This window comes from Alteromonas sp. D210916BOD_24 (assembly GCF_047159385.1).
GTDB lineage: Bacteria > Pseudomonadota > Gammaproteobacteria > Enterobacterales > Alteromonadaceae > Alteromonas.
In genome coordinates, this window is the sequence record NZ_AP038333.1 from 1343186 (window position 1) to 1356190 (window position 13005).

At 44.8% G+C, this 13005-nt stretch carries 14 protein-coding genes; 4 read left to right on the forward strand and 10 right to left on the reverse strand.

Annotated elements, in window-relative coordinates:
• Positions 1-76: 76 nt before the first annotated feature.
• The 6 genes from ACMCM8_RS05840 to ACMCM8_RS05865 form a co-directional block, all read right to left on the reverse strand.
• A complete protein-coding gene (locus ACMCM8_RS05840) occupies positions 77-1093 on the reverse strand; it encodes a LacI family DNA-binding transcriptional regulator (protein WP_412726392.1) in 1017 nt (338 codons plus the stop codon).
• Between the two features lie 149 nt (positions 1094-1242).
• A complete protein-coding gene (locus ACMCM8_RS05845; RefSeq protein ID WP_412726394.1) occupies positions 1243-2538 on the reverse strand; it encodes a TRAP transporter large permease in 1296 nt (431 codons plus the stop codon).
• Complete coding sequence (locus tag ACMCM8_RS05850) at positions 2538-3023, reverse strand: TRAP transporter small permease (RefSeq protein WP_412726396.1); 486 nt, start codon at positions 3021-3023, stop codon at positions 2538-2540. The genes ACMCM8_RS05845 and ACMCM8_RS05850 overlap by 1 nt, the downstream gene beginning before the upstream one ends.
• A gap of 2 nt (positions 3024-3025) precedes the next feature.
• Positions 3026-4009 (reverse strand): TRAP transporter substrate-binding protein, encoded by a 984-nt coding sequence (locus ACMCM8_RS05855; protein ID WP_412726398.1) that lies wholly within the window; start codon positions 4007-4009, stop codon positions 3026-3028.
• 27 nt (positions 4010-4036) lie between these two features.
• Positions 4037-4882, reverse strand: coding sequence for a 5-dehydro-4-deoxy-D-glucuronate isomerase (gene kduI / locus ACMCM8_RS05860; RefSeq protein ID WP_412726400.1), 846 nt, complete (start codon positions 4880-4882; stop codon positions 4037-4039).
• 23 nt (positions 4883-4905) lie between these two features.
• Entirely contained in the window at positions 4906-5664 is a 759-nt protein-coding gene (locus ACMCM8_RS05865) for an SDR family oxidoreductase (protein ID WP_412726402.1), read from the reverse strand.
• 250 nt (positions 5665-5914) lie between these two features.
• On the opposite strand from ACMCM8_RS05865, the gene ACMCM8_RS05870 reads away from it, so the two are divergent.
• A complete protein-coding gene (locus ACMCM8_RS05870) occupies positions 5915-7039 on the forward strand; it encodes a DUF4861 family protein (RefSeq protein WP_412726404.1) in 1125 nt (374 codons plus the stop codon).
• Positions 7040-7150: 111 nt separating this feature from the next.
• Here ACMCM8_RS05870 and ACMCM8_RS05875 read toward each other — a convergent pair whose 3' ends face one another.
• The 3 genes from ACMCM8_RS05875 to ACMCM8_RS05885 are packed head-to-tail and all read right to left on the reverse strand — an operon-like array spanning position 7151 to position 9404.
• Positions 7151-7744 carry a DUF1989 domain-containing protein gene (locus tag ACMCM8_RS05875; RefSeq protein WP_412726406.1) on the reverse strand — a complete coding sequence of 198 codons (594 nt, stop codon included), beginning with the start codon at positions 7742-7744 and terminating at the stop codon, positions 7151-7153.
• 18 nt (positions 7745-7762) lie between these two features.
• A complete protein-coding gene (gene gntA, locus ACMCM8_RS05880) occupies positions 7763-8428 on the reverse strand; it encodes a guanitoxin biosynthesis heme-dependent pre-guanitoxin N-hydroxylase GntA (protein ID WP_412726408.1) in 666 nt (221 codons plus the stop codon).
• A gap of 22 nt (positions 8429-8450) precedes the next feature.
• On the reverse strand, positions 8451-9404 hold the full coding sequence (locus tag ACMCM8_RS05885) for a glycosyltransferase family 2 protein (RefSeq protein WP_412726410.1): 954 nt from the start codon (positions 9402-9404) through the stop codon (positions 8451-8453).
• A gap of 470 nt (positions 9405-9874) precedes the next feature.
• Between ACMCM8_RS05885 and ACMCM8_RS05890 the strand changes: the two genes are divergently transcribed.
• Complete coding sequence (locus tag ACMCM8_RS05890; protein WP_412726412.1) at positions 9875-10438, forward strand: hypothetical protein; 564 nt, start codon at positions 9875-9877, stop codon at positions 10436-10438.
• Between the two features lie 4 nt (positions 10439-10442).
• Here ACMCM8_RS05890 and ACMCM8_RS05895 read toward each other — a convergent pair whose 3' ends face one another.
• Positions 10443-11417 carry an endonuclease/exonuclease/phosphatase family protein gene (locus ACMCM8_RS05895; protein WP_412726414.1) on the reverse strand — a complete coding sequence of 325 codons (975 nt, stop codon included), beginning with the start codon at positions 11415-11417 and terminating at the stop codon, positions 10443-10445.
• 324 nt (positions 11418-11741) lie between these two features.
• Here ACMCM8_RS05895 and ACMCM8_RS05900 point away from each other — a divergent pair, with 324 nt between their 5' ends.
• On the forward strand, positions 11742-12341 hold the full coding sequence (locus ACMCM8_RS05900; protein ID WP_412726416.1) for a BON domain-containing protein: 600 nt from the start codon (positions 11742-11744) through the stop codon (positions 12339-12341).
• Between the two features lie 278 nt (positions 12342-12619).
• Positions 12620-12997 carry a hypothetical protein gene (locus ACMCM8_RS05905; RefSeq protein WP_412726418.1) on the forward strand — a complete coding sequence of 126 codons (378 nt, stop codon included), beginning with the start codon at positions 12620-12622 and terminating at the stop codon, positions 12995-12997.
• Positions 12998-13005: the final 8 nt, after the last annotated feature.

Sequence of the window (13005 nt, forward strand, 5' to 3'; positions counted from 1 at the left end):
ATAATGACATTATTTATGCCACCGGTGGCATAATAGGTCGAAAAGTGCTTGTAAGCAACACTTGATTACAAAAAAACTATACTTTTTTAATTGAATCTCTGATGATCAAGTGAGGTTTAACCAAATAAGCCTCAGTTTCGTTTACTTTACTGCCTTCAATGTGTGCAATAATTTTACGTGCGGCGATAGCTGCCATATTGGTTACGGGGCGTTGAACGGTGGTCAATGCGGGTATAACACGGGCGGCGAGAAGGTTGTCATCGAACCCCGCTACAGACAAATCGTCGGGTACAGTGATCCCCATTTCATGAGCTACTTTCAGCACGCCCGCCGCCATTTCATCATTGTTGGCGAAAATCGCCTTTACCCTTGGAGATTGAATCAATAATTGGCGTGCGCATTCAATGCCACTTTCGAAGGAATTCTTACCTTCAATGATTCTAGAGGCAGGCACGTCAACACCGAGATCGTTAAGGGTTTCTACAAAACCCTCAAGACGTTCCTGAGACGAATAGTATTGCTGTGGGCCTGAAATGATGCCGATGTCTTTGTGACCTAGCGAAACCATATAACGCGCCAAATCACTTAGTGCGGCTCTGTCATCACTGACAACAATATTGTCGTGATCGTCTAAATCGAGAGAGGCCATACGCACATAGTTAATGTGTTTCTGCTGTAGGGCGTCTGCCAGCGCTTTTGCTTCAGATACCGGTGGCAAAATGATGACACCATCGATATTGGAACGGCGAACAAAATTGATACAGTCTTCGACGAACTCGTCGGAATTATAACTGCACGGATGGACGACTAGTTCATAACCTTTTTGTGAACAGATACTTAAGACACCCCGCTGAACCTGATCGATATATAAGGCGTCTGGGTTATCATATATTAGACCGATTAAATAGGTACGACTGGTGCTGAGCCCTCGGGCCTGTTTATCTGGTGCGAAGCCTGTTTCTTTGATTACAGCTTCAATACGCTCACGAGTGGCTTTACCAACATTGGTGGCACCGTTTATCACCCGAGAAACGGTTCGCTTTGATACACCCGCAAGAGCGGCAACATCGTTGATAGTGGGGCGCTTATTCATAATAGTCTGTTTTTCTGCGCTATTTTGTCGTTATTTTGATACTAACATATTATTTAGCTGGCTCTAATCCAAATGTCATTTAAAGGAGATAGGGGGCCTCGGTGTTGGCGATTCACACCCTATCTCTAATATAGTTCACTTTATATCTGTTAAAACCCCAATGCTGCAGGTAATGCTTCGCTAAACCAGGCGACATAGGTCACTAGCATTAATACTACAAACATGGCCGCATACAGCGGAAGTAATGGTTTAATTATATGCTCAAGCTTCGTTTTGGCGATGGCACAGGTAATAAAGAGCACCGCACCTACAGGTGGAGAGCAAAGGCCAATCGACAGGTTCAGCACCAACATAATACCAAACTGCAGCTCACTCATGCCCAGCTCAAGGGCGACAGGCAGAAATATTGGTGTAAATATCAGTACTGCCGGCGTCATGTCTAAAAATGCGCCCACTAAAATAAGCAGTAGATTAATAAGCAACAGGATCAGCAGCGGGTTATCGCTAATTGCCAGTAAAGCATTACTCAACGTCTGCGGTATATTTTCGAAAGATAATAACCACGACATCGCGGTAGATGCCGCAATCAGAAGCATGACGATGGCAGTAGTTTCTGCTGATTTTAGCAAAATGTCGGGCAGTTCTTTTACATTCACTTCTTTGTAAAGTACGACAGCCAGCAGTAGCGCATATACCACCGCGATAGCCCCTGCTTCTGTGGCAGTAAAAATGCCGCCTACGATACCGCCAATGACCAGAAAAATCAGGAAGAGCGAGGGTAAAGCCGCAATTGTCTTTTCAAATACAACGCGAACGGGTAAACGCGCTGAAAGTGGATAGCCTTTCATTTTGGCATAGATAAAACAAACCAGCATTAGCGCTAAACCTACCATTATGCCTGGGATATAACCTGCCATAAATAAAGCGGCAATAGACACTCCGCCGCTCGCAATGGCATAAACGATAAGAATATTACTTGGGGGAATGAGCATACCCGTGGTTGACGCTGCTGCGGTGACAGCTGCACTGAAATTAGGATCGTAGCCGGCTTTTTTCATCTCGGGTAACATGAAGCTACCTATGGCCGAAGTGGCGGCAACTGCCGAGCCAGATATCGCGCCAAATAGCATACATGACACCACGTTAACCAGCGCAAGTCCGCCGGGAAGCGCACCAATCAAAGCCATCGCGCATTCTATCAGTCGTTTGGCAATGCCACCTCGTCCCATAATGAGGCCTGATAGCACAAAAAAGGGAATGGCGAGGAGGGCAAAACTATTTAGTCCGCCCGCCATGCGCTGGGCAATGGTGATAGTGGCTGGGGTTAAGTCCATGCTCATTACCATGGCTAACAAGGTTGATACGCCAATGCTTATGGAAATAGGAACGTTTAATATAAGCAGAACAAAAAATACACCTACAAGTACAATCGCGGTTAATTCCATTACGCTGACTCCTCACTGTTGCCGCGCCAAAGCGATGCAATATTCACCAACGCATAGGCAATGATTAGTGCACCAGATAACGGTAACACGCTATAAATAAAGCCCATTTTTAGGCCCAGTGCTGCAGAAATTTGATCCAGTTCCAAAGTAAGCAACACAAGCTCTGAGCCGCCATAAACCATGACCAGAACACAAAATACAATTACTACAACTTCAACAACGGTCAGAAGCACGCGTCTCACTGCTCTTGATTGACGTTCTACAATTAAATTAAATCCCAAATGGGCGTGCTGGCGATAGGCATATGCTGCGCCTAAGATGCCAATCCAGATGAGTATGAATCGGGAGAGTTCCTCTGTGATAGAGGCAGGGTCTTTAAGTACATAACGTGACACTATTTGCCATATGATGGTCAGTAGAATGCTAATCATCGCAATGATTAACGCTGTGGCTAGCGCCTTATCAATGGTTCGTATTATCGACATTTTTACATCGCTTCTATTTGCGTGATCAACTCGCCAATGGGCGTGTTTTCAAAACTTTGATGGAAGGGTTTTACAGCATCTAAAAACAATGCTTTGTCTGGATAAATAACGGATACCCCCTCTGCTTTGACCTTGGCCAATGATTCTTCAGTAGAGGTTTTCCAAAGTTCCCGTTGGTACTGAACTGAGTCTTCCATGGCCTGAGTTACCCAGACTTGTTGTTGCTCAGTGAGGCTTTCCCAAACCGGCAATGACGCTAACATAACATCAGGAACGCTGGTGTGTTCATCTAGGCTGTAGTAGCGGGCTATTTCATAATGCCTAGAAAGGTAATAGCTGGGCGGGTTGTTCTCAGCACCGTCTACGACTCCCTGTTGAAGGGCCGTGTATAGCTCACCCCAAGAAACCGGTGTGGCGGCACCTCCCAACGCTCTGACTGTCGCCACTGCCGTTGGGCTGTTCAGTACTCGTATCTTAAGGCCATTGAGATCGGAAGGGCGCTCAATGGGTCTATCGTTGGTATAGAAACTTCGGCTGCCTGCATCGTAATAGCCCAATCCTTTCAAGCGGTAGTTTTCTACGCCTGATAACAGGTTCTTACCCAAGTCACTGTTAAGCACCCGCCAAAAGTGTTCATTGTCTCTGAAGATATAAGGAATACTAAAAATCTTCATGTCTGGCGCGAAGCCTTCCAAAGGACTTGCCGACACCTTAGTCATGGCTAACGAGCCAATTTGTAACAACTCGACCATTTCACGTTCAGTACCCAATTGGCTGCTAGGATAGATAACAACACGCATTGTGCCTTCAGAATAATAATCTAATCGTTCACCCAGATATTCCATAGCCTTGTGAACGGAATGTTGGGTGTCTAAAGAGTGGCCCAACCGCAACACGGTAACTTCTGACTTTGTCTCGTTTTGAGAACACGCCGACAATAGCAGAAGCGCTGAGGTACTCATCACTAGCTTTAAAAGCCGCATCATAACTAATACACCTGTTTTTAGTTTTGCTTAGCGCAGTTGAGAAGGGGGAAATTTGTCCATGTCATCGTAATCGAGGTTTTCACCCGCCATCCCCCAGATAAACGCATAACTACCCGTACCCACTCCACAGTGAATTGACCATGGAGGCGACACCACTGCTTCTTCATTGGCCACAAAAATATGACGTGTTTCGTGGGGTTCCCCCATAAAGTGACAAACACGGCTTTCTGAGTCCATATCAAAGTAAAAGTACACTTCGTTGCGGCGATCGTGTTGGTGGGCAGGCATGGTGTTCCAGACGGAACCGGTATAAAGGCGGGTTAGCCCCATTTGTAATTGGCAGGTTTCTACCACAGTGTTGATCAACAGTTGTTTGATGTCTCTCTGGTTAGACGTTTCCTGACTTCCCATGTGAAGCACATTGGCTTCAGCGCTACCGACCTTTTTACACGGGTATGCGTGGTGCGCTGGCGCAGAGTTAAGGTAGAACTTGGCGGGGTTTGACCCATCATCAGAAGCAAAAATAACCTCTTCATTTCCCTTGCCAATATAAAGTGCCTCTTCATTGTCTAGGTGGTATTTGGTACCAGATACTGTAATTGTACCCGGACCACCAATGTTAATAGCGCCTACCTCACGACGGGCGGTGAAATAGGGCATTTTTAGCTGGTCTTCAATGGTTTGTAAGGTGAGTGGTGCAGATGTGGGGACAGCACTTCCTAACATAAAACGCTCGTAATGGGTGTATATCCATACGACTTCACCCGGTGCCATAAGGGTGTCGACTAAAAATGCATCCCGCAGTTCTTGCGTATTGTAAGCGTTGGCCTCTTTGCGGCCGATGGCATAGCGCGTATCAATTTTATTGTTCATTTCGAAATCTCCTTTACCTAGCTTTAGCGGGCCAAAAAACCACCATCAACAGCCAGTATATGCCCGTTAACGTAATTGCTTGCGCTACTCGCCAGGAACACGGCCGCGCCAGCTAGGTCATCACTCTCTCCCCAGCGATTGGCAGGAATACGCGCACAGATTTCTTTACTGCGCTTTTCGTCGTCTTGGAGGGCCTGAGTATTGTCAGTTTTGATGTAACCCGGAGCAATGGCATTGACTTGTACGTTGTATTGCCCCCATTCGTTAGCAAGGGCTTTGGTTAACCCCGCAATGGCGTGCTTGCTGGCTGTGTAGGCAGGGACGGTAATGCCGCCTGAATAACTTAGCATGGACGCAATGTTGATAATTTTTCCTGCGCCTTGTTCAATCATTTGCTTACCGATTATTTGGCTTAACAGGAAGGCTGAATCCACATTGACCGACAGCACATTTTTCCACTCGTTAAAAGGAAAGTCTGTTGCTGGAGCTCGAAATATGGTGCCTCCGTTATTCAAAAGAATATCGATACGCCCTTTTATTTTGAGGGCTTGATTGGCTAGCGAGGTCACGGCCTCAGGGTTGCCGAGATCGGCGTCCAATGCAGTGCCTTCGCCCCCGTGTTCGCGGATTTTAGCCAGTGTTCCTTCACACCCACCTGGGCGTGAGCTGGCACAAATAACAAATGCGCCACTTGAGGCAAGTGCGATGGCCAGAGCCTGTCCAATTCCGCGACTAGCGCCGGTGACTAATGCTGTTTTACCGTCGAGGCTGAAGTTAACCATTGGGTTTACCTTTACATGAGATGAATGTCGGATAGTTCGACATACTAAATTGAAAAAAAACGTTAACAAAATTTAAAATAATTGCCACCGGTGGCATTTGTCAATATATTGTTTAAAAATATCGTTAATTAGTTAATCGGTAAAATGCCAAGGGGAGAGCGAAAAAGTGTTTAAATTTAAAAGGTTAAGTTTAGTTTTAGTGCCTTTGCTCGTCAGTTGTAGCCAAGGGCCATCTGAACAGAGCGCAACAGTGCAAATAGATAATCCCAAAAATGGTGGCAAAGGTGAGCAGGTTGTTGAGATTAAAGTTCCTGATGCGTTTACCGGTTGGAAATTAAAAAATGCGACATCGGAATGGGTTAAAAATGGATCTTCACAGGATGTGTTATTAGCTGCGGTGTCGGTGACGCCGGGAAGCACCCAGCAGCTCACTCTCGTTCCAGCTGATACGTTGTCTGTACTAAGTGAGCAAGATCGTGCCCACGCTGAGCTGTCTGTGCGAACAGGCGGTCAATGGGAAGGGAAAGCGTATCAGGCCGAAGGGTTTACTTTTGAGGAAGTACCGACTTTCACATCGCCAGCGCAGCTTACTGACCATTCCTATTACCTGCGCTACGAGGGGCCAGGATGGGAGTCTGACAAAATGGGATATCGCTTGTATCTGGACTGGCGAAATGCCATCGACGTGTTTGTGAAGACTAACGATGCCGTTGCGTTGCCTCAAGTGGGCCAGGACGGCTATGACAGTTACCATGTACTGTCCGAGTGGGGTGGCGATGCACTTAAAGTAGGAAAATCACTGGGAGTAGGGGCATTAGGCCGCCAAACTGAAGCCGGTGTGCTTCATTTTCAATACGTTGACAATACCCAGTATAACCTCCTTTCAAATACGCTACTGCGTGCCGAATTTGAAGTGAAATACCAAGGTTGGGCTACTGACGAAAGCCATGCCGACGCAGTGGATGTAACCACACACTATCGAATAGATGCGTTTGATCCCACGACCCACATTCACGTTGACCTTTCTGAAGCAAAAGACAACATTGTGACTGGCTTGGTTGCTCACAATGGTATGGACGTGATTAACGCAACTGAAGGGCAGTGGGGCGTTGTTGCGACATGGGGGGCCCAAAGTATTTTGGCTGACGGTGATGTGTTGGGTTTAGCGGTATTTTATCGTCTTGACCAAGTAAGCGATGTTACCCAGGGTGAGCATGACCATCTGGTGGCGTTTAAGCCCGCTACGTCCCTTGATTATAAGATCCTTGCTGTATGGCCTCAGCGCGATGAGGAAGTGCAGACGGCAGAGGCGTTTGAACGCTATTTGGTGAATAAACTCAAGACGTTTAATTATCCTATCACTGTTCGTCAATAAATCAGCGAGACTGGTCAATTAACGTGCCCACGTCATCGGGACAGGGCACGAATTGCTGAGTTACGTAACGTGATGGCATAGGTAAAACCCTCACCGCGATATTAAATAGCGTTAAACACTGTGAGCAGGCAATATTTCAAATTGAATAGGCTTGTATCTAAAATTATTTGATTCACCAGCAGAGCATGCGGTTAACCCTACTATCATGTCCATCTTTGCTTTAAAGACGGTATAGTCTCCCGCTTTACTTTTAGGGGGCAGCACAGCAATTTTGCCGTTGCTGTCCACATCCACGTTCATAAACGTGTTGAAGGTCGTGGCGATATGGTGCTCAGGAATATCAAACTCAGCAAACGCTGCAACTAGGTTTCCGTGACAACCGGGTACCGGTTCCTCGTTAGGGTAAAAATGTTTGAATGTATCTACACTGCAAGGTGTCAGTAGGAAATCGTGATCTTCTACCGTGTCTTCGACAATTTCAAACATGACGTTACTTTGGTTTGAATATAGCTTGCTGCCCGTTTTAAATTTGAGGCTTTCGTTATAGTCCAGACTTCTGCCAGAAGAAATAAATTCCTCTTTGTTGTGCTCGTTAAACGCGTATAGGTCTGCGACTTGTTCTCCTTCAGGGTCAATAACCTTCAAATACTCCCCTTTTTTTAGGGTGAAGGCGGTGCCACTTCTAGGCTGTATCGTTTGTCTCATGTGTGTACCTGTGCTGTTCTAGTGATTGACGCATTTAAATGGGCATTCCCAATCTGGAGCGTGTCGTTTTCCACTATACTGATAGACTTCCGAACTATCACCGTGGTTTTTTAGCATGTCGTTTTTGCTGCCACAAAACTGCGTGTCTCGCTTTCTAATATGCTCCCGTAGCGCTTCAAAACGTTGCTGTTTTCTTAGAAATTCAAATTGTTCATGCAGATTAAACACAATGGAAGGGTGGGCAAACCGGCGACTTTTTCGACTGGCGTTGGGATGTAGACCCACCACAAAAAAGCCTTTGCCGCCCAGACTGAGACTGAATTCTGTATTGTGAGGATCATTGGAAACATTAGCATCCCAGTGTTTTGTGCACGCATCCACTTCATGCAGACGTTGGAGTTTGTCCCACAACGCCTGATCAAACTCATTTTCACTAATACCGTCAGGTTGCTCAAAGGTAAACACGAGCGAAGAATACATGTCCCGTTTAATATCAAAAGTGTCCACAAAGGTGTGAATGGCCGCTAGCATATCGGTCTCATGGCTCTGACAGGTAAAATCATCGAATTGATGTACAGCAATTTGATTTTTGTTGTAAGCGGTTTTCGCGCCTACACAGGGAAAGTTCTCCTCACTGATAAAATCAAACAGTGTACTCGTTAAATCTGGCTTTATTAAAGGCATTCCATTCCCCCTTTACTATCTGTTAAGCCGTCGAACTGAGTATATCTTTCGGGTTGTGTTCGGCTTGAAATGAAGTGAAGGTCACATCGTTAGCGGGTTCAGTAACGACATTTTCATCTTCATCAGGGAGCAGTTTGACTTTTATTCCCACATCTTCGAAGTCGGCATTGATATAGCCTTCATTGGCGTAGGCAAAAAGGACATTCACACAGGGGTAGTAACCCCATTTAGAGTAGAACCGCTGTGCATTGTTGACGAAATCTAAAAGGTGATGCACTGGACATTGGTAATTCGGTCGATGTGGAGCAAACGTGCGAGTGGGCAATTGCTCGAGTGTAAAGCCAAGGGCTCGACAATTGGTGAAAAAGTCCTCGTCGTTTAATCCGAAGCCTGTGTAGCCTTCATCGAAGCCACCGGTTTTCTGAAAGTCTGTCTTACGAATAAAAAACACTGTAGAACAAATGCTATCGTCACTAAGCTTTCCATGAGTAGACTCCTTGTCTCTTGATGGGATTTCATTGTTATCATCATTGGGCAATGTGTCGTCATTACTCGACAAAAAGCCAACTTGACGCTCGTCTTTAGCAATCTGGGAATAAGACTTGTTACAACGCTCATGAGGAAGAAATACCACTGAGGTGAATACCACGGTCTTATCTTTTAGTGCCAAAAGGCCATCTCTGAAAAGAGAGGGGGAAATAACGGCATCCACATTTAAATAAACTAGATTTTGGTGTTTTGCCGCTAACATGCCTTTGTTACGTGCTTTTGCAATGGGAAGAGCCTGTTGCGTAGTGAATTTGTGCACAATGTCGAATTTGTCACTCTTCATCAATGAAAGATCTGATGGGGGAGCCATCCATACAATGACAAGTTCGTCTGGCACAGGAGCGCACTTCTCAAGTTGAGCAATAAGGTTGCAAAGCTTTTCAGTTCTGTTTTTTACAATAGTGACCGCACTAATTGGTGAACGCATACTCTACCTCCCTTACTTTTGGTTAAATTACACATGCCCTTTGCACGTTATACTTTCGTATAGCAAAGACTGTTCCTGTGTTATAACTTGTTGATATTAATGGCTTTGGTATTTTATTTTTGTGTCTTTAATCATGGGGTAGATGTAAAAAATGGAGAGAGTTGGAAAAGTTTGCAATAGATTATGGGAGATAGTTTGAGTCACTTCACGTGAAACAGAAATTGAAATAGTCGTTACTTTGTTATAAAGAAGGGGGGAGGTCGCACTATATATGTGTGACTTATTTCGCAATGCATTATTAATCATAATATGCATTAAAAATCAACAGTTTAATGTTTGTTTGTTGGCCCTTGGTGCGGTTTAAGTATAGGGTTTTATTTAAATCTATTGCATCTGTACACATGACGTTATTAAATTCGCTGGTGGCGTTTTATTAGCTTTGCCTCTTTTTCTTAATGGATGGATACACCGTGGAAGTAAAACCGTCTGTCGAAATTCGACATTATGATAAACAATCGCTCAAGCAAGTGGACGTTATTTCAGGCATTTCGCCTAACGCTATGAGAAGAGTATTCGGAGGGTGGATCTTTTTTGCTGCACTAGTAGGAGTGATAGTAAGTGTCGCGCCTGATCTGAGCGCGCAATTTATTGGCTTAACCTTATTTGTACTCGTGGCTTTTACTTTGGTGATGTTTGGCCAAAGCCGAATATCTGAAGGATGGCCTGCGATCATTTGTGATGAAGATGTCATCGGCGTGGTGCGCGACCCGGTTAAGCGCGAGTTTATTTGTGTTAAAAGCACATTGGTTACGGGGGCATCTCCGGTACTTATTAAACCCAACAAAAAAGCCATCGAAATTGAACTGGATGCTGACAAGCTATCCAGTGATGACCAGGCGTTGCTTAATCAAGCAGTGTGGCCAAGAGTAGGTAAGCTAGTAGGGCTTGCACATTTTAAGCGACAGGAACACGCCTGTAACAGTGTCATGTGGTGTGTTAATCAGCACACAGCGCGAACTTCATCACACGCATAGCCACTTACTGTTTTAGGCCAAGCTCGGTATAAAGAGGAAAGTGATCCGACCCTATGCTGGTGAGTTTCTCTATGTTAATTAGTACAAAGTGGTCTGAATGAAACACGTGGTCAAGGGGCCATTTTACTAATGGATATTGCGCGTGAAAGGTATTAAAAAATCCTCTCCCTTCTCTGGGATCCAATAATCCACTGATTTTTTTAAACTTGCGAGTGGTCGGCGACCAAGCTACATCGTTAAGATCACCGGCAACAATAACCGGCCCTGGCGTGCTGGCTATTTCTCTACCGATTAATGTCAGTTCGACATCTCGTGGCTTGGCATAGGTGTTTTCCGTAGGACTCGGGGGCTTTGGGTGTAAGAAATGTAGCGTTACCTGTTGGCCGTTTACCTTCACCTTCACGCGTATCGAAGGTACATCCTGTTCAATGAGAAACCGCAGTGTCACGTCTTCAAAAGGGTACTTACTGTAGAGGTGCATGCCATACAGGTTTTCCAGAGGGCAAAACTTAGTGTAGGGGTAGTCATTTTCTATTTCACTAATACCGCTTTGCCATTTCTCGTTCGACTCCAGTGTCACAAGAAAATCTGGTCTTTTGTGGCGCACATGTCTAATCAATTTAGCAAAATCATTATTTGGCATGTACACATTACTCGATAGCACGCTGATAGTATCCTTCACCCCTTCTGGGCTGAGGCGTTCCACTTCGGTTTTATAAAGCGGTGTATAAGGTAAAATCCAAATAAGCTGATAGATAAGGCTGATAAACAACCCCGTGATAATTATCCCGTCAGAGATAGTCGGCATATCGCCGCTTGCATGCCACCAACACTGAAAACCTAATAATAAGGCAATTATTACTGCAAGTTGTAGGCGAGGGAATTCCCACACCCTTACTAGCCAGTGAGATGAAGGGTAGAGAGGAATGAAACTGACCAAAATAAAAACTAGCGAGGCGCTAGTGAGGGCGATGTCCATGGCGGTGGCTTTCCTTAAGCTTTAGTCATTCGCATTACCATGTACAGCGCGATTGCAATTCATTCGCGTAAAGTACAGTGGGCAGTTCATAGTAAAGTGAAATACGCCAGAGAAAGGAGTTAGGATTAGTCAGGCTAATACGAGGTCGCACATTATGACGCGCTATTTCGCTAGGAAAAAAATTCTCTGGTCTACGCAAGTTTTGCAAAGTGATGCCCATGCATTAGTCCTTCAGCTTTAATTATTTTTCATATAATCAATGGCTTACTGTCTTGGCGTGGTTTTGGCATATTCTCATGTGAGTTTCGACAAAGGAGAAATGTTATGAAACGTACTTTACTTTCTATGATTGTTGCTACAACTTTAACTACGGCTGCGTATGCAGGCGATGTGGATACTGACAATAAATGGGAAAAAGGTGCTAAAGACGCATGGATCGATGGCAAAGCTGAAGCCACCTTATTGTTCAACGGCAACCTTAATTCTTTCGACATTAATACTGACGTTAAAAACGGCAACGTGATCCTTACGGGTAAAGTTGAAAACTCAGTAGACAAAAAACTTGCTGAGGAATTGGTTGCCAATATTGATGGCGTAGTTTCTGTCGATAACAAGCTGACAATTGTCGCTGATGCTGATTTTGACTCTGATTTATCTGAAGATATGAAAGAGGGCTATGAAGAAGGTACCAGCGAACTGACAGACGCAAAGATAGCGACTGTTATCAAGACACGTCTTCTACTTGACTCTGACATCTCAGGTTTTGATATCGATGTGGACGTAGAAAACGGTAATGTAACACTCACCGGTGAAGTTGATTCAGATGCAGAACGGGATTTGGCAATTGAAATCGCGAAAAATGCGTCTGATGTAAAAGACGTGAAAAACAACTTGCGAGTTGTTACCGAGACAGTAATGAACTAATTGTTTGGTGTTAATACTGACCATTGAAGGGGGCCCTTGGGTCCCCTTTTTTGTGCTTGACACATTTTAAGGCAATGCCAGTTTAGCAGAGTGTTAGCTATGTTGAGGCGTTTTTTCTCATTAGTTTGTAGAAATTTCCATTGAGCAAATGTTTTATACGTTTAATGTTCGTAACTTATTGATATCTAGTTATATATTAGTTGGTCTGAAAGCTGCAACTCTTTGTGTATGAGACCTGGATTTACCACTTCGGGTAAAAGGGAAGCAAGGAGTTAAGCATGAACGTTTTACGTTGGATTTATTCTGGATTAGCCGTTTCTTTAGTAATAGTAATTATTGGCGTTGCCAGCAACGGCAGCACGTTTGTCAGTCAGGCGTCAGCGGATGATAAAAGCCGCCCCCACGACCCAACTATTCTCGAAATTGAGCGTCGCTATTCACTGGTGCGTTTTGATCTTTCCAGAAAATCTCACTTACTGCGCAAGGCGCGGTTGGAGTACTTTATCGCAGAGGCGAAACAAGCTGATTTACGGGGATGGGCGTTTAAACGCGATAAATTGGTAGAAAGGGCCAAGAGCGTGATGTCTCATCATTTAAACCAATATGCTATTGAAGTCAGTCGGGAAGCTGAAGCCTATACCATCAGCGCCATTTAATACCTGAC